Source organism: Spirilliplanes yamanashiensis, assembly GCF_016863475.1.
GTDB lineage: Bacteria > Actinomycetota > Actinomycetes > Mycobacteriales > Micromonosporaceae > Spirilliplanes > Spirilliplanes yamanashiensis.
Map to the genome: position 1 here is coordinate 133743 of NZ_BOOY01000026.1, position 16408 is coordinate 150150.

Here is a 16408-nt window from a genome sequence, read left to right on the forward strand (position 1 = left end):
GAGGGGTACGCGTGGAGCAGCTGACCCGGGTCAGGCTGGACGTCTCGTACGACGGGGCGCAGTTCTCGGGCTGGGCGGTGCAGCCCGGCCGGCGCACCGTCGCCGGGGTGATCGTGGACGCGCTGGCCGTGCTGGTCGGGGCGCCGGTGGCGATCACCGTGGCGGGCCGCACCGACGCCGGGGTGCACGCCACCGGCCAGGTGGCGCACGTCGACCTGCCGGCCGCCGCGTGGGAGCAGCTGGCGGGTTCGCTGGTGCGGCGCCTGGGCGCGCTGGTGCCGCCGGACGCCCGGGTGCGGGCCGCGTACGCGGTGCCCGCCGACTTCGACGCCCGGTTCTCCGCGACGTTCCGCCGGTACGAGTACCGGGTGTCCGACGCCCCGTGGGGGGTGGAGCCGCTGCGCCGGCACGACACGATCGCCCACCCGCGCCCCCTCGACCTCGGCCTGCTGAACGCCGCCGCGGCCGGGCTGGTGGGGGAGCACGACTTCGCCGCGTTCTGCAAGCGCAAGGACCACGCGACGACGGTCCGCGCGATCAACCGCCTCGAGTGGCGCCGCGACCCCGACGGGGTGCTGGTGGCGACCGTGCAGGCCGACGCGTTCTGTCAGGCGATGGTCCGCAGCCTGGTCGGCGCGATGCTGGTCGCGGGCGACGGCCGGCGCCCGGCGGACTGGCCGGCGGGGCTGCTGAGCCGGCGCGAGCGGGCCGGCGAGATCACGGTGGCGCCCGCGCACGGGCTCACCCTGGTCGAGGTCGGCTACCCGGAGGACCCGGCGGAGTACGCCCGCCGCGCGGACGCGACCCGCCGCCTGCGCGGCCCACTACCGGCGTCGTAGCCCGCGCCTGCGGGTGGCGAGGCCGCGGCTGGGCAGGCGCCCGTCGGGATGGCGCCGGCGGGTGGACGGGCGAGGCCCGCGGCCCGGCGCGTTGGTCAGGCGCCCGTGGGAATCGCGCCGGCGCGTTTGCCCAGGACGCCCTCGCGCAGGTGCAGCTCGACCGCGTCGTAGAGGATGCGGCGGGCGGCCGGGTCGCCGTCGACGATGGGCTGGGCGTCGGCGCGGACCAGGACGCAGTAGACCAGGAAGTGGCCGCGGGTGTGCCAGCCGAACTGGGCCGGCGCGACGCCGAGGGCCTCCGTGCCGCTGCCCGCCGTCATGCCGGTGAGCCGGCCGCGGCCGCTGTCCAGGATGGCCTTGATCTGGTCGTGGGCCAGGGTGGCGCCGGGTTCGTCGGCGAGGTTGAACACGCCGGTGGTGAGCAGGTAGCCGTCCTCGGGGGCGCGCAGCGTGGACCGGATGACCTGGGAGCAGCCCAGGCTGTCGAGCAGGGTGGCGGCGGCGCCGCTGGCGGCGATGTGGCAGTCCTTGTCGGAGTGGGTCATCTCCACCCGGTAGGTGCGGTCGGCGACGACCAGCGACGAGCGGGGGAAGACCTCGTCGACGGTGAGCGGGGCCGGGTCGACGGTGCGGGAGCTGATGTCCACCCGGTCGGTGAGCTTCGGCGGGGCCACCGCGGCGGTGCTGATCTCGCGGCCCCGGCGCTCGTCGGCCACGATGATGAACGCGCTCAGGCCGCACACGCCCAGCATGATCGCGGCGGCGATGCCGACCATCACGAGCTGCATGGTGCGCAGCGAGTCGTGCGGGGCGCGCCGCTGCGCCGCCGAGTCGGACCGGCGGCGGGCGCCGCCGCGGCGGGGGCGGGTCGTCGTGGCGCGGTCCGCGGCCGGCAGGGCGTGTCCGCGGGGCCGGCCCACCGTCGGGTTCGGTGGGCCGGCCGACCGGCGCCGGCGCTGGGCGGGCGCGGTGCGGTCCGGCGCTGCGAGGCCGGGGACCGTCGCGGAGGGCGCCGTGAAGGGCGCCGCGAGGGCCGCCGCCGGGTCAGCCGGGGCGGCGGGCGGCGGCGGCTCCGCCGTCAGCACGCCGGCGCGCCGGGCCGGTGCGGTCGTCGTGTCCGCGTGCCTTCCCGTGGCGCCGCCGGCCCACGGTTGCCGGTGGCCGGCTCGGAAGGAAGGACGGTGACGCATAACCACACGGTACGAACGTCGATGCGTTCCGTGACGCACAGCGTGTGCGCCCTCGTCGGCGGCCTCGCGCGTTGCTGCACAATGGCCCGGTGACCGCCGACCACTACTTCAGCGCCTCCCCGTCGACGCCCGCGCAGGGCCGCGAGGTGTCGTTCAGCGCCGCCGGGCGCGACTTCACGCTCGCCGCGGCGTCCGGGGTGTTCTCGGCGGCGCGGCTCGACCCGGGCACGGCGGTGCTGCTGCGCAAGGCGCCCCTGCCGGCCGGCAGCGCGGGGCCGCTGCTCGACCTGGGCTGCGGGTACGGGCCGATCGCCTGCGTGCTGGGCACGGTCGCGCCGGACGCCGCCGTGTACGCGGTCGACGTCAACGCCCGGGCCCGCGAGCTCACCGCCCGCAACGCCGCCGCGCTGGGCCTGGCCGTCACCGTCGCCGCCCCCGACGAGGTGCCCGGCGACGTGCGGTTCGCCCAGATCTGGAGCAACCCGCCGATCCGGGTCGGCAAGGCGGAGCTGCACGTGCTGCTCGAACGGTGGCTGCCGAGGCTCGCCGAGGACGGTGAGGCGTGGCTGGTGATCGCCCGGCACCTCGGCGGCGACTCGGTGCAGGCGTGGCTGCAGGGCCTCGGGTGGGTCGTCGAGCGGCACGCCAGCCAGAAGGGCTTCCGGGTGCTGCGGGTGACCCGGAAAACCGACTGACCGCGGCGCCGCCGGTCGGGCAGGATGGTCGCCCGTGGGATATGTCGATGTCGCGGGTGCGGGGCACACACTGCCGGACGGCCGGGAGCTGTTCGCCGACGTGTCGTTCCGGGTGGGCGAGGGCGCCAAGGTCGCGCTCGTCGGGCCGAACGGCGCGGGCAAGACGACCCTGCTGAAGATGGTCGCGGGCGACATCCCGGCGCAGACCGGCGCGGTGGCGCGCTCGGGCGGCCTGGGCGTCATGCGCCAGTTCATCGGCATGATCGGCGACGACCGTACCCTCGCCGACCTGGCGCTGTCGCTGGTGGCGCCGCCGCTGACGGCGGCCGGCGAGCGACTGGCCCGCGCCGAGGCCGCGCTGACCGCGGACCCGGAGGCGGAGAAGGCACAGCTGGCGTACGCCAACGCGCTGGCGCACTGGGGCGAGGCCGGCGGCTACGAGGCCGAGGTGCTGTTCGACACGGTGTCGACGCTGGTGCTGCGCCTGCCGTGGGAGCAGTGCCGGCAGCGGCCGGTGCGCACCCTGTCCGGCGGCCAGCAGAAACGCTTCGCGCTGGAGCTGCTGCTGCGCGGCTCCGACGAGGTGCTGCTGCTCGACGAGCCCGACAACTTCCTCGACGTGCCCGGCAAGCGCTGGCTGGAATCCCGGCTGCGGGAGTCCGCCAAGTCGGTGCTGTTCGTGTCGCACGACCGGGAGCTGCTCGCCAACACCGCCGACCGGGTCGTCGCCGTCGAGGGCGGCAGCGCCTGGACGCACCCCGGCGGCTTCGCGTCGTGGCACGAGGCCCGCGCCAGCCGCCACGAGCGGCTGGAGGAGACCCGCCGCCGCTGGGACGAGGAGCACGTCAAGCTGCGCGAGCTGGTGTTGACGCTGCGCAACAAGGCGGCGTTCAACGACGGGCTGGCGTCGCGGTACCAGGCCGCGCAGACCCGGCTGCGCAAGTTCGAGGAGGCCGGGCCGCCGCCGCTGCCGCCGAAGGACCAGGCGGTGAAGATGGACCTGCGCGGCGGCCGCACCGCCAAGCGCGCCGTCATGTGCGAGCAGCTGGAGCTGGAGGGGCTGACCTACCCGTTCGACGTGGAGATCTGGTACGGCGACCGGGTGGCCGTGCTGGGCGCCAACGGCACCGGCAAGTCGCACTTCCTGCGCCTGCTCGCCAACCTCGACCCGTCCCTGGGCGGGGTGGCGCCGGTGGCGTTCGCGGGCTCGGCGCGGCTGGGCGCGCGGGTGCGGCCCGGCCACTTCTCGCAGACCCACGACCGCCCGGAGCTGACCGGGGTCACGCTGGTGGACGCCCTGTGGCGCGGCGACGAGCACCGCCGCGGCCTCGACCGGGCCGGCGCGATCAAGGCGCTGAACCGCTACGAGCTGGCCGGGCAGGGCGACCAGCGGTTCGGCACCCTGTCCGGCGGGCAGCAGGCGCGGTTCCTGGTGCTGCTCATGGAGCTGTCCGGCGCCACGCTGCTGTTGCTCGACGAGCCCACCGACAACCTCGACCTGGCGTCGGCGGAGGCGCTGGAGGAGGGGCTGAAGGGCTTCGACGGGACGGTGGTCGCGGTCACCCACGACCGCTGGTTCACCCGCTCGTTCGACCGGTTCCTGCTGTTCAACCGCGACGGCGACGTCGTCGAGACGCCGGAACCGGTCTGGGACGTCTGAGCGCCGCCCTCAGCGCGCCGGCCGGTACCGCACGTCCACCTCGGCCGTCGGGTCGTCGGCGCCGACGCGGTGCAGGTAGATCGGGCGGCCGCCGGCGTGGTCGTAGAGCCGGATGCCGTCGCCCAGCAGCACCGGCGCGATGTGCAGGTCGATCTCGTCGATCAGGCCGCGCTCGAGCAGCTGGCGGCCGATGTCCGGCGACAGCACCTCCACGTTCTTGCCGCCGGCTGCCGCCAGCGCGATCCGCACCGCCTCCGCCACGTCGCAGTCGAGGAAGGTGACCCGCTCGGCGGGCTCGGCGTCCTCGGGGTGGTGGGTGAGCACGAACACCTGCCCGGTCCAGGAGCCGCCGTAGACGGTGCCGGCGGCGGGGAACCGGTCCCAGCCCCGCCGGCCGCCGAGGACGGCGCCGGTCGTCTCGACGTACTGGTCGGTGAAGCCGGGCCGTTCGGAGATGCCGGTGCTCATCCACTCCATGTCGTGGTCCGGTCCCGCCACGAACCCGTCGAGTGACATGGTGAAGTGCCACAGGACCTTGCCGCTCGCGGTCTGCGGTGCGAAGTCGTCCATGCCGTTCCTCCCGGTGCGCTGATTCGGCCCTACCCACCATGAGACGGCACCGGCGACGAAAGCTCATCGGTCGGCGAGGAACTCCTCCAGCACGGTGGCGAGCCGCACCGGCGCCTCCTCCATCGCGTAGTGGCCCGCGTCCGGCAGGATCTCCAGCCGGGCGTTCGGGTAGTGCGTCAGCCAGGTCGCGCGCATGGTGTCGGCGCCGAGCGCCGGGTCGTGCGCGCCCACGACGGCCAGGGCGGGCACGGGGTTGCCGGCGACGGCCGCGCTGATGTCCGTGTCGGCCCAGGCGGACAGGTAGGCGCCGAACGCGGCCGGGTCGGAGCCGTCGAGCGAGGCGCGCACCATCCGGTCCAGCCACCACCCGGAGAGGCGGTTGCCGGTGGTCAGGTCGATGATGGCCCGCCGGTTCGCCGGGTCGGCGGCGGCGCCGTCGAACAGCGCCCGGCCCTGCTCGTCGAACGGCACCCCGCCCGCGGGGACGGGGCTGATGCCGGCGAGCCGGACCACCCGGTCCGGCGCGTCGGCCAGCACCCGCTGGGCCACCATGCCGCCCATGGAGTGACCGACCACACTGAACCGGTCCCAGCCCAGCTTCCCGGCGAGGGCGAGGGCGTCGGCGGCCGCCTCGGCGATGGTGTGCTCGCCGGCCTCGCCGCGCCGCTCGCCGTAGCCGCGGTAGTCGAGGAAAGCCCAGGTGAACCGGTCGCGGTCGATGAGGCCGGGCAGAGCGCCCCAGCCGTCGCGGGCGGATCCGAACCACCCGTGCAGGGCCAGGACGCGGTCCGGTCCGTCGCCGACGGTGTCCACCATGGTCGCCTCCAGTTACAGGTTTGCGTGACCGGTCGAGGACTCACCGTACACAGTCGATCGTCGCGGAGGGGTTTACGGGACGCGCACGGCGGGGTTAGTGTCCGAGGCACGTAACCCGCGGGAGTCCGGTGCACCGGGCTGAGAGGGGGGCTGCAGCCCCCGACCGTCGAACCTGATCCGGGTCATGCCGGCGCAGGAAGAGGAGCTGCCGCATGGGCTGTGCCGTGCCACGCCTGCACCTGGTCACCGACTGCCGCGCCGGGCGCGACGCGCTCGCCGTCGTGCAGGCCGCCGTCGCCGCCGGGTGGGGCGTCCACCGTGGACTGCTCGTCCAGGTGCGCGTCGAGGACGACACCACCGACCGGGCCGCGTACGAGCTGACCTGCGACGTGCTGGCGGTGTGCCGCCCGGCCGCGGTGCCGGTGCTGGTCAACGACCGGCTGCACGTCGCGCTCGCCGCCGGCGCGGACGGGGCGCACGTCGGCGCCGACGACCTGCCCGTGGCGGCCGCCCGCCGGGTGCTCGGCCCCGGGGCGGTGCTCGGCGCCACCTGCCGCACCCCGCAGGACGCGACCGCGGCGGTCGCCGGCGGGGCCACGTACCTGGGGGTGGGGCCGTTCCGGGCCACCACGACCAAGCGCGGGCTGCCCGCGCCGATCGGGGCGGCCGGGGTGGCGGCCGTGGCCGCCGCCGAGCCGGCCACGCCGGTCGTGGCGATCGGCGGGGTGGCCTGCGACGACGTGGCCGGGCTGCGGGCCGCGGGCGCCGCCGGGGTGGCCGTCGTCGGGGCGGTGGCGAACGCGGCGGACCCGGGCCGGGCCGTCGTCGAGCTGCTCGCGGCCCTCGCGTGACCGGGCGGGTCGACGTGGCCGTCGTCGGCGCCGGGATCATCGGGCTGTCGATCGCGTGGCGGTGCGCGCAGCGGGGGCTGAGCGTCAGCGTGCACGACACCGGCGCGGGCAACGCGTGGGGCGTCGCGGCCGGGATGCTCGCGCCGGTGGGGGAGTCCACGTTCGGCCACGAGCACCTCACCGGGCTGCTGGTGGAGGGTTCGCGGCGCTGGCCGGCGTTCGCCGCCGAGCTGGCGGCGCTGACCGGCGTGGACGTCGGCTACCGCGACGAGGGCACGCTCACCGTGGCGCTGACCGCCGACGACGTCGCCGGGGCCGACCGGCTGTGGGACCACCAGGAGGCTGCCGGGCTGCGGCTGACCCGGCTCGCGCCCAGCGAGCTGCGCGACTGGGAGCCCGCCCTGTCGCCGCGGGTGCGCCGCGGCGCGCACGCCCCGGACGACCGGCAGGTCGACCCGCGCCGGGTGGTGGCCGCGCTGCGCACGCTCGTTCCCGTCACCGAGGCGCCGCCGGACGCCCGCACCACCGTCGTCGCCGCCGGGTGCGGCACCGCGGCGCTGACCGGGCTGCCCATCCGGCCGGTGAAGGGCCAGGTGTTGCGGCTGCGCGGCGACGCCGGGACGCTGCGGCACGTGATCCGCGGCTACGCCGACGGCCGGCACGTCTACCTGGTGCCCCGCGCCGACGGCGAGATCGTCGTCGGCGCCACCGAGGAGGAGCGCGCCGACGCGGCCGTCACCGCCGGCGGCGTCGCCGAGCTGCTGCGCGCCGCCCTCGACCTGGTGCCCGAGCTGGCCGAGTGCGAGCTGGCCGAGGCCGCCGTCGGGCACCGCCCCGGCACCCCCGACAACGCCCCGGTCATCGGCCGGCTGCCCGGGCGCGCCGACGTCGTCGTGGCGTCCGGGCACCACCGGCACGGCGTGCTGCTCGCCCCCATCACCGCCGACATCGTCGCCGACGAGATCACCGGAACGCCCGCGCCCGAGGCGTGGAGCCCGAGGAGGTTCGCATGACCCTCACCGTCAACGGAGAACCGCGCCAGTCGGCCGCCCGCACCGTCGCCGACCTGGTCGGCGAGCCGCGCCGCGGGGTGGCCGTCGCCGTCAACGGCGAGGTGGTGCCGCGGCGCACCTGGGCCGACACGGCGCTGCGCGACGGCGACCGGGTCGAGATCCTCACGGCGGCCCAGGGTGGGTGAGCCGCTGCTCGGCGACAGCCGGCTGATCCTGGGCACCGGCGGGGCGTCCAGCCTGGCCGCGCTGGAGGCCGCGATCGTCGCGTCGGGCACCGAGATGGTCACCGTCGCGCTGCGCCGGGTCGACGCGGCCGGGCCGGGACTGCTGCCCATGCTGGACCGGCTGGGCGTGCGGCTGCTGCCCAACACCGCCGGCTGCTACACCGCCGCCGACGCGGTCAAGGTCGCCCACCTGGCCCGGGACGCGTTCGAGACCGACCTCGTCAAGCTGGAGGTCATCGGCGACGAGCGGACGCTGCTGCCCGACGGCGTCGAGCTGCTGCGCGCCGCCGAGCGGCTCGCCGGCGACGGGTTCACGGTGCTGCCGTACACCAGCGACGACCCGATCCTCGCCCGGCGCCTCGCCGACGCCGGGTGCGCCGCCGTCATGCCGGCGGGGTCGCCGATCGGCTCCGGGCTGGGCATCGGCAACCCGCACCACATCCGGCTCATCCGGCAGTCCGTCGACGTGCCGGTGATCCTCGACGCGGGCATCGGCACCGCCTCCGACGCCGCCCTGGCGATGGAGCTGGGCTGCGACGCGGTGCTGCTGGCCAGCGCCGTCACCCGGGCCGCCGACCCCGCCCGGATGGCCGCCGCCATGCGGCACGCCGTCGAGGCCGGGCGGCTCGCGTACGGGGCGGGGCGCATCGAGCGGCGGCACCACGCGCTGGCCTCCACCTCCGACGAGGGCAGGCCGGAGCTGTGATCGTCGTGCTCACCGACCGCCGCCGGGCGCGGCGGCCGCTCGCCGAGGTGGTCGCCGCCGCGGTCCGCGCCGGGGCCGCGCGGGTCGTGCTGCGCGAGCGCGACCTGGGGTACGCCGGGCGGCGCGCGCTGGCGGCCGAGCTGCGCGCCGTCGCCGGCGACCGGCTCGTCGTGGCGGGCCCGGACCCGCTCGGCGGCGACGCCGTGCACCTGTCCGCCGCCGACCCCCTCGTCGAGGCGGGGCTGGTCGGGCGCTCGTGCCACGACGCCGCCGAGGTGGCGCGCCTGGCGGGCGAGGACTACGCGTTCCTGTCGCCGGTGTTCCCCACCGCCTCCAAGCCCGGGTACGGCCCGCCGCTCGGCCCGGCCGGGGCGGCGGCGCTCTGCTCGCCGGTGCCGTGGTTCGCCCTCGGCGGCGTGGACACCCCCGCCCGCGCGGCGCACTGCGCGGCGGCCGGCGCGGCCGGCGTCGCGGTGCTGGGCGCGGTCATGACGGCCGCCGACCCGGCCGCCGTGGTCGCCGAGCTGGCGGCGGGGTTCGAGGCGGCGCGGCCGCGCGGCGACGGGGGCGTGCGGCCGCGGCCCGCCCCGGGGGTGCGCGCGTGACGCCGCCCGTGCTGCTCACCATCGCCGGGAGCGACTCCGGCGGGGGAGCGGGCATCCAGGCCGACCTGAAGACGTTCGCGGCGCTCGGCGTCTACGGGGCGTCGGTGATCACGGCGGTCACCGCCCAGAACACCCGCGGCGTCACCGCCGTGCACCACGTGCCGCCGGACGTCGTCGCCGCCCAGCTCGACGCCGTGCTCGACGACCTGCCCGTCGCCGGGGTGAAGGTCGGCATGGTCGGCAGCCCCGCCGTCGCCGAGGTGATCGCCGCGCGGGCCCACCGGCTGCCGGGGCTGGTGGTCGATCCGGTGCTCGTGGCCACCAGTGGCAGCAGGCTCTCCGGGGTGGCTTCCGTGCGGCCCCTGCTGGCGTACGCCATGGTCCTGACGCCCAACCGCGACGAGGCCGGCGCCCTGCTCGGACGGCGGGTCACGACGGCCGAGGAGATGGCGCGGGCCGCCGCGGACCTGGCCGGGCCGGGGTCCGTGGTCGTCACCGGCAGCGAGGCCGCGACCGACGTGCTGTGCCACGACGGCGCCGTGACGTTCCTGCGCGGCGAGCCCGTCGCCACCCGCAACAACCACGGGTCGGGGTGCACGTTCGCGGCGGCCGTCGCGACCCGGCTCGCCCACGGCGACGCGGTGCCCGACGCGGTGCGCCGCGCCAAGGAGTACGTGACCCACGCGCTCGACGGTGCGCGCGACTGGCAGCTCGGCGGCGGCCCGGGGCCGCTGCACCACTTCCGGAGGTACGCGTGAGGAACAAGGTCTACCAGCAGGGCTCCCGACCCGACATCCGGGTGCCGTTCGCGGAGGTGCCGCTGACCGGCGACAACGCCCCCGTCCGGCTGTACGACACGTCCGGCCCCGGCAGCGACCCCGAGGTGGGGCTGCCGCCGCTGCGCGGGCCGTGGATCGCCGAGCGGGGCGACGTCGCCCCCGTGCGCGGCGGCGGCACCCCGCTGGCCGGGACGCGGCCCACCCAGCTCGCGTACGCGCGGGCCGGCACGATCACGCCGGAGATGGAGTTCGCGGCCATCCGCGAGGGCGTCGACCCGGCGGTCGTGCGCGACGAGATCGCGGCCGGGCGGGCCGTGCTGCCCGCCAACGTCAACCACCCGGAGAGCGAGCCGATGGTCATCGGGTCGCGGTTCCTCGTGAAGATCAACGCGAACATCGGCACGTCCGCCGTCACGTCGTCGGTGGCCGAGGAGGTCGACAAGCTCACCTGGGCCACCCGGTGGGGCGCCGACACCGTCATGGACCTGTCCACCGGCGCGCGCATCCACGAGACCCGCGAGGCGATCGTGCGCAACTCGGCCGTGCCGATCGGCACCGTGCCGCTCTACCAGGCCCTGGAGAAGGTCGGCGGCGACCCGGTGAAGCTGTCCTGGGAGGTCTACCGCGACACGATCGTCGAGCAGGCCGAGCAGGGCGTCGACTACATGACCGTGCACGCCGGGGTGCTGCTGCCGTACGTGCCGCTGGCCGCCGACCGGGTCACCGGCATCGTGTCGCGCGGCGGCTCGATCATGGCCGCCTGGTGCCTGGCGCACCACGAGGAGAACTTCCTCTACACGAACTTCGCCGAGCTGTGCTCGCTGTTCGCGCGGTACGACATCACGTTCTCGCTCGGCGACGGGCTGCGCCCCGGCTCCATCGCCGACGCCAACGACGAGGCGCAGTTCGCGGAGCTGCGCACCCTCGGCGAGCTGACGCGCGTCGCGTGGGAGCACGACGTGCAGGTGATGATCGAGGGGCCGGGCCACGTGCCCATGCACAAGATCAAGGAGAACGTCGACCTCCAGCAGGAGCTGTGCGGCGGCGCGCCGTTCTACACCCTCGGTCCACTGACGACGGACGTGGCGCCCGCCTACGACCACATCACCTCTGCCATCGGCGCCGCCATGATCGGCATGTTCGGCACGGCGATGCTCTGCTACGTCACGCCCAAGGAGCACCTCGGGCTGCCGAACCGCGACGACGTCAAGGCGGGCGTCATCGCGTACAAGATCGCCGCGCACGCCGCCGACCTCGCCAAGGGCCACCCCGGCGCGCGGGCCTGGGACGACGCGCTGTCCAAGGCGCGGTTCGAGTTCCGCTGGGAGGACCAGTTCAACCTGTCGGTCGACCCGGAGACGGCGCGCTCGTACCACGACGAGACCCTGCCGGCGTCGCCCGCGAAGACGGCGCACTTCTGCTCGATGTGCGGGCCGAAGTTCTGCTCGATGAAGATCAGCCAGGAGCTCAAGGAGTACGCGGCCCGCGGGATGCAGGACAAGAGCGAGGAGTTCGTGTCCGCCGGCGGCCGGGTGTACCTGCCGGTCAGCGGTCTCCCAGGCCGCTGACCCAGTCGACGTAGTCGGCGTCCTTCTTCGGCACGGCCGGGCGGGCGGCGTCCGGGCCGGGGCGCCGGTCCCGCGGCTCGTCGTCCTCGGGCGGCGGGCCGAACGCGGCGAACGGCGGCGTGCCGTACGGCTGCTCGCCGATCGGGCGGGCGGCGAAGGGCGGCGGCTGGTTGCCGCGCGGCGGCAAGCTCTCCCGCGGGGCGGGCGGCCGCTGGGCCGGAGGACGCTGGTCCAGCGGCGGGCGGGCGTCGCTGAACGCCGGGCCCGCCGGTCCCGCCGGTCCCGGCGGCACCGCCGGCGGCGGGGCGGCGGGGGCCGGGGCCGCCGGGGGCGCCTGCATCGGCTGCGGGGTGCGCGGGCCGGTCGCCTGGCGCGGCTGCGGCAGCCGCCGGCCCACGCCGCCGCCGACGGGCTGGCCGGGGTGGAACGGGTCGTCCGGGACGCGCGGCGGGCCGCCCGGGCCGCCGGGCGGGGCGAGGAAGCCGGGCGTGTGGTCCGGGGCCGGGCCGGGGCGCTCGTGGCCTTGTTCGGGGCGGTCCTGGCCCAGTTCGGTGCCGGTGGCGCGGCGGCGGCGCAGCTTGGACAGCCCGCGCGGCTCCGGCGGCGGCTCGGCGGCCGGCGGGTGCGGGGGATTGCCGGACTGCGGCACGACCGGCCCGGCGGGCGGCGGACCGGCGGGCGCCGGGGCGGCGGGTGGCGGGGTGGCGCGGTGCCGGGTGTACAGCTCGGACAGGTCGGGGTCGCCCTGCGTCTCGCCGCCGGGGCGGCCGGGTCCGGGGCGGGGGTCGTGGCGGGGGTCCTGGCGCGGGCCGGTCGCCGGGGGTGCGCCCGGGATGCCGAAGGCCGGGGTGGCGTCGGGGCCTGAGCCGCCGCCCGGCGCGGGGAACGCCGCCGTCGGCTCGTCGACCCCCGGACGGTCACCCTCGGTCACCGCGTCGTCGTCCTCGGTGCGGCGGATGACGGCGGCCAGCACCGAGCCGAGCACGCCCGTCGCCGTGGCGACCACCGCCGCCCAGTACGGCACCGACTGGTAGTGCTCGCCGCCCGAGCCGGGCCCGGCGATCAGGTACGACACCGTCAGCAGGGCCGGGCCCGCCAGCCCGGCCGTGGCGATCGTCAGCGTCGGCATGTCGCGGCGGCGGGCCGTCCAGCCCAGGGCCGCCCCGGCCACCAGGGCGATCGCGGGCATCGTGAACAGGGCGAACCGCTGCGTCGTCGCGGTGGACAGGAACGCGGCGTCCAGCACGCCGAGGCGGGCCGCGGGCAGCGGGTCCGTGACGCCCAGGGACGGCACGACCGACACGAGCGCCACCAGCCAGACGGCGCCGCCCACGGCGAGCAGGCTCACCCGGGCGGTCCAGCCGGCCAGGGCCGCGTACCCGGCGAACGCGCCCGCCACGGCGCCGAGCCCGGCGGAGATGCCGATGACGATCACTGGGTCGACGCCGAGCACCTGCGCGGTGCGGGCGGGCTGCATGACCAGGGGCACGACGGTGAGCGCGCCCAGACCGGCGGCGGCCGCCAGGGCGGCGTGCAGGCCAGGCCGGGGCGGCTCGCCGCGGCGGCGGGCCGACCAGCCGGCCAGCCAGGCCCCGGCGGTCGCGGCCACCATCGCGAACCAGGTGACCCACGCGAGCTGCGCCGGCCAGTGGTCGCGCATCTCGTCGCCGAAGACGCGGGTCAGCCGGACGATGCCGAGCCCGTACGCGAGGCCCAGCTGGCTCGTGGCGACCAGCGCGGCGGCGCCGGCGGCGACGAGCAGCATCCTGCCCCAGGTCCGAAGTGCCATGCGGGGCACGTTACGGGCCGTGACCACCGGCCGGTAGATCCGGCGACGCTTCTTAAGCGGCCCCAAAAGCAGCGATCTGGGGCAACACCTCACCGGCGACCAGATCGAGGTGGTCGAGGTCGTCCATCTCGATGATCCGCAGGTGTACCCGGGTGGCGCCGACCGCGGCCAGCTCGCCGATGCGCTGGACGAGCTGCGCGGGCGAGCCCACCACCGGGTCCTCCGGCGGCAGCGCGCTCTTGACGTGCAGCGGGGCGGCCCGGCGGGCGGCCTCGGCGTCGGTGCGGCCGATCGCCACGACGATGCCGGCGGACAGCGTCAGCGGGCGCTGCCGGCCGATCCGCTCGCACATGCCGCGTACCCGGTCGAACGCCACGGCCGTCTCGGCGACCGACTTGAACGGCATGTTGAACTCGTCGGCGTACCGGGCGGCGATCTCCGGGGTGCGCTTCGGGCCGCGGCCGCCCACGATGACCGGCGGGCCCGGGCGCTGCGCCGGCTTCGGCAGGGCCGGCGCGTCGAGCAGGTGGTAGTGCTTGCCCTCGAACGAGAACCGCTCGCCGTCCGGCGTGCCCCACAGCCCGGTGACGATCGCGAGCTGCTCCTCCATCCGATCGAACCGCTCGCCCAGGGGCGGGAACGGGATGCCGTACGAGGTGTGCTCCCGCTCGTACCACCCGGCGCCCATGCCCAGCTCGACGCGCCCGCCGCTCATCAGGTCGACCTGGGCGACCATGACCGCCAGCGGCCCGGGCAGCCGGAACGTGGCCGAGTTGACCAGGGTGCCGAGCCGGATGCGGCTGGTCTCGCGGGCCAGGCCGGCCAGCGTGATCCAGGCGTCCGTCGGGCCGGGCAGGCCGGCGTCGGCGCTCATCGACTGGTAGTGGTCGGCGCGCAGGAAGCCGTCGAAGCCGGCGTCCTCGGCGTGCCGGGCCAGCCGCAGCTGGTCGTCGTAGGTGGCGCCGCGGTGCGGCTCGGTGAAGATGCTGACGCGCATCGGGCTCCTCCGGCGGGCTACGCGCGGGCCGCGACGGGGGTGTCGCGTTCCATGAGCAGTTCGTGCAGCTCGGCGCTGCACCGGGCCACCTCCTCGAGGTGGTCCGTGCGGCCGAGGGTGCGCGGCCGGGGCACGGTGATCTCGACGATCCGCTTGATGCGGCCGGGGCGCGGGCTCAGCACGACCACGCGGTCGGCGAGCAGCACCGCCTCGTCGATGGAGTGGGTGACGAAGACGATCGTGGCGCCGGTGTCCATGTGCACGCGCTGCAGCTCGACCGACAGGTCCTCGCGGGTCAGCGCGTCGAGCGCGGAGAACGGCTCGTCCATGAGCATCACGGCGGGCCGGCCGATGAGCGAGCGGCACAGCGCCACCCGCTGCTGCATGCCGCCGGACAGCTCGTGCGGGAGCCGCTTCTCGAAGCCCTCCAGCCCGGCCATGGCCAGCAGGTCGAGGGCGCGGGCGCGGTGCGCCGCCTTCTTCCAGCCGTACACCTCGACGGGCAGCAGCACGTTGTCGAGCACCGAGCGCCAGGGCAGCAGGGCCGGGCGCTGGAACTGCATGGCGATGTCGCGGCGCGGCTTGGTGACCGGCGAGCCCGCGACCGTGACGGTGCCGCCGGTGACCGGCAGCAGGCCCGCGACCAGGCGCAGCAGCGTGGACTTGCCGCAGCCGGAGCGGCCCACCACCGCGACGAACTCGCCCTCGGCCACGTCGAGGTCGATGCCGCGCAGCGCCTCGACGGTGCCGGCGCGCCCGTCGAAGGTCCGGCTGACTCCGGTGAGGCGGATCATCGCGGGGCTCCTCGGGGCGGGGGGCGGATCGACGGGCGTGAACAGGTTAACCGCTGTCCATCGTGGCCGTCCGCACAGGACCGCACCCTCGTGATGCCCGGCGGGTTCCCCTACGCTATCGGCGAACAATGCTCATATCACCACGCGGTGTCCGCGCGCCCCTCGCAACGACACCGACCGTCCCTCATGGACCCCCCTCAGTCGGGAAGGAACACGGTGCACAGGAGAAGTTTCACGCGCACGGCCGCCGTCGCCTCGCTCGCCGCGCTGCTCGCGGTGACCGCCGGATGCAGCGGTGACGACGCGGAGCCGGCGGCCGCCGGTGGCGGGCAGGCCCTGGAGAAGGTCACCTACCTGACCTCGTTCGGCACGTTCGGCCGCGACGCCTACGCGTACGTGGCCAAGGAGAAGGGCTACTTCAAAGACGCCGGGTTCGACGTCGACATCAAGCCCGGCGCCGGCACCGGTGACAACATCAAGATGATCGTGAGCGGCCAGGCCCAGTTCACGCCGATCGACATGACCGGCGGCCTGCTGCAGATGGGCAACGGCCAGGCCACCGGCTTCACCGCGGTCGCCGGCATCCAGCAGCGCACGATGGCGGCCATCATCGCGCTCGAGGGCAACAACATCAGCGCCCCGAAGGACCTGGAGGGCAAGAAGCTCGCCGACCTGCCCGGCTCGGTGGTGCGCAACCTCTTCCCGACGTACGCCAAGCTCGCCAACGTCGACGCCAGCAAGGTGCAGTGGGTCAACGGCACCCCGCAGACGCTGATGGGCACCCTGGCCAGCGGTTCCGTCGACGGCATCGGCCAGTTCGTGGTCGGCAAGCCCACCGTCGAGACCGTCGCCAAGGGCAAGAAGGCGGTCGTGCTGCCGTACGGCGACGTGCTCGCCGACCTGTACGGCAACGCGCTGATCACCTCGTCCGAGTACGCCAAGGCGAACCCGGAGAAGGTCAAGAAGTTCACCGCGGCGCTGCTCAAGGGCCTCCAGGACTCGATCACCAACCCGACCGAGGCCGGCGAGATCCTGAAGAAGGCGGTGCCGACGGCGATCCCGGCGGCGGCCGCCGCGGAGCTGACCGCCATGGCGTCGTACGTGCGCTCGGACGGCTCGGGCGTGCCGGTCGGCGCGCTGGACAACCAGCGGGTCGTGCGCAGCATCGCGCTGCTGCGCGGCGCGGGCGCCATCAAGGACACCGAGCTGACGCCGGAGAAGATCGTCTCCTTCGACCTGGTGCCGACGGCCTGACCCGGGCGGCCGCGGCGGGTGCGGGCTCGTCCCGCACCCGCCGCGCCGCGTCCAGAGA

At 75.9% G+C, this 16408-nt stretch carries 17 protein-coding genes; 11 read left to right on the forward strand and 6 right to left on the reverse strand.

The window, feature by feature from the left end; all coding sequences use genetic code 11:
* Positions 1-11: 11 nt before the first annotated feature.
* Positions 12-839 (forward strand): tRNA pseudouridine(38-40) synthase TruA, encoded by an 828-nt coding sequence (truA, locus tag Sya03_RS17540; RefSeq protein ID WP_203939380.1) that lies wholly within the window; start codon positions 12-14, stop codon positions 837-839.
* Between the two features lie 95 nt (positions 840-934).
* On the opposite strand, the gene Sya03_RS17545 is transcribed toward truA, so the two are convergent.
* Positions 935-2029 (reverse strand): hypothetical protein, encoded by a 1095-nt coding sequence (locus tag Sya03_RS17545; RefSeq protein WP_203939381.1) that lies wholly within the window; start codon positions 2027-2029, stop codon positions 935-937.
* A gap of 89 nt (positions 2030-2118) precedes the next feature.
* On the opposite strand from Sya03_RS17545, the gene Sya03_RS17550 reads away from it, so the two are divergent.
* Both Sya03_RS17550 and Sya03_RS17555 read left to right on the forward strand, forming a co-directional pair.
* Entirely contained in the window at positions 2119-2724 is a 606-nt protein-coding gene (locus tag Sya03_RS17550) for a class I SAM-dependent methyltransferase (protein WP_203939382.1), read from the forward strand.
* Positions 2725-2758: 34 nt separating this feature from the next.
* Positions 2759-4384 (forward strand): ABC-F family ATP-binding cassette domain-containing protein, encoded by a 1626-nt coding sequence (locus tag Sya03_RS17555; RefSeq protein ID WP_203939383.1) that lies wholly within the window; start codon positions 2759-2761, stop codon positions 4382-4384.
* 9 nt (positions 4385-4393) lie between these two features.
* Here Sya03_RS17555 and Sya03_RS17560 read toward each other — a convergent pair whose 3' ends face one another.
* Together Sya03_RS17560 and Sya03_RS17565 are read right to left on the reverse strand one after the other, a co-directional pair.
* The gene (locus tag Sya03_RS17560) at positions 4394-4954 is read right to left on the reverse strand and encodes a dihydrofolate reductase family protein (RefSeq protein ID WP_203939384.1); all 561 of its coding nucleotides are present in this window, start codon (positions 4952-4954) and stop codon (positions 4394-4396) included.
* A gap of 63 nt (positions 4955-5017) precedes the next feature.
* Positions 5018-5770, reverse strand: coding sequence for an alpha/beta fold hydrolase (locus Sya03_RS17565; RefSeq protein WP_203939385.1), 753 nt, complete (start codon positions 5768-5770; stop codon positions 5018-5020).
* Between the two features lie 212 nt (positions 5771-5982).
* Here Sya03_RS17565 and thiE point away from each other — a divergent pair, with 212 nt between their 5' ends.
* The 7 genes from thiE to thiC are packed head-to-tail and all read left to right on the forward strand — an operon-like array spanning position 5983 to position 11516.
* The gene (gene thiE, locus Sya03_RS17570; RefSeq protein WP_203939386.1) at positions 5983-6621 is read left to right on the forward strand and encodes a thiamine phosphate synthase; all 639 of its coding nucleotides are present in this window, start codon (positions 5983-5985) and stop codon (positions 6619-6621) included.
* A complete protein-coding gene (locus tag Sya03_RS17575; protein ID WP_239107626.1) occupies positions 6618-7634 on the forward strand; it encodes an FAD-dependent oxidoreductase in 1017 nt (338 codons plus the stop codon). The genes thiE and Sya03_RS17575 overlap by 4 nt, the downstream gene beginning before the upstream one ends.
* Positions 7631-7819 (forward strand): sulfur carrier protein ThiS, encoded by a 189-nt coding sequence (gene thiS, locus Sya03_RS17580; RefSeq protein ID WP_203939387.1) that lies wholly within the window; start codon positions 7631-7633, stop codon positions 7817-7819. Before Sya03_RS17575 ends, thiS begins: the two co-directional genes overlap by 4 nt.
* Positions 7812-8564: a thiazole synthase gene (locus Sya03_RS17585; RefSeq protein WP_203939388.1), complete on the forward strand. Its 753-nt coding sequence runs from the start codon at positions 7812-7814 to the stop codon at positions 8562-8564. The genes thiS and Sya03_RS17585 overlap by 8 nt, the downstream gene beginning before the upstream one ends.
* Positions 8561-9169 carry a thiamine phosphate synthase gene (locus Sya03_RS17590; RefSeq protein ID WP_203939389.1) on the forward strand — a complete coding sequence of 203 codons (609 nt, stop codon included), beginning with the start codon at positions 8561-8563 and terminating at the stop codon, positions 9167-9169. The genes Sya03_RS17585 and Sya03_RS17590 overlap by 4 nt, the downstream gene beginning before the upstream one ends.
* Positions 9166-9927 (forward strand): bifunctional hydroxymethylpyrimidine kinase/phosphomethylpyrimidine kinase, encoded by a 762-nt coding sequence (gene thiD / locus Sya03_RS17595; RefSeq protein ID WP_203939390.1) that lies wholly within the window; start codon positions 9166-9168, stop codon positions 9925-9927. The genes Sya03_RS17590 and thiD overlap by 4 nt, the downstream gene beginning before the upstream one ends.
* On the forward strand, positions 9924-11516 hold the full coding sequence (gene thiC / locus Sya03_RS17600) for a phosphomethylpyrimidine synthase ThiC (protein ID WP_203939391.1): 1593 nt from the start codon (positions 9924-9926) through the stop codon (positions 11514-11516). Before thiD ends, thiC begins: the two co-directional genes overlap by 4 nt.
* Here the strand turns inward: thiC and Sya03_RS17605 are convergent.
* Genes Sya03_RS17605 through Sya03_RS17615 form a run of 3 tightly spaced genes read right to left on the reverse strand, consistent with a single transcriptional unit; the run spans position 11494 to position 15096 of the window.
* Positions 11494-13305 carry a DMT family transporter gene (locus Sya03_RS17605; protein WP_203939392.1) on the reverse strand — a complete coding sequence of 604 codons (1812 nt, stop codon included), beginning with the start codon at positions 13303-13305 and terminating at the stop codon, positions 11494-11496. The two genes, thiC and Sya03_RS17605, sit on opposite strands and share 23 nt — an antisense overlap.
* Before the next feature lie 52 nt (positions 13306-13357).
* Entirely contained in the window at positions 13358-14302 is a 945-nt protein-coding gene (locus tag Sya03_RS17610) for an LLM class F420-dependent oxidoreductase (protein ID WP_203939393.1), read from the reverse strand.
* Positions 14303-14319: 17 nt separating this feature from the next.
* Positions 14320-15096 carry an ABC transporter ATP-binding protein gene (locus Sya03_RS17615; RefSeq protein ID WP_203939394.1) on the reverse strand — a complete coding sequence of 259 codons (777 nt, stop codon included), beginning with the start codon at positions 15094-15096 and terminating at the stop codon, positions 14320-14322.
* A gap of 186 nt (positions 15097-15282) precedes the next feature.
* Here Sya03_RS17615 and Sya03_RS17620 point away from each other — a divergent pair, with 186 nt between their 5' ends.
* A complete protein-coding gene (locus Sya03_RS17620; RefSeq protein WP_203939395.1) occupies positions 15283-16350 on the forward strand; it encodes an ABC transporter substrate-binding protein in 1068 nt (355 codons plus the stop codon).
* The last annotated feature ends 58 nt before the right edge of the window (positions 16351-16408 follow it).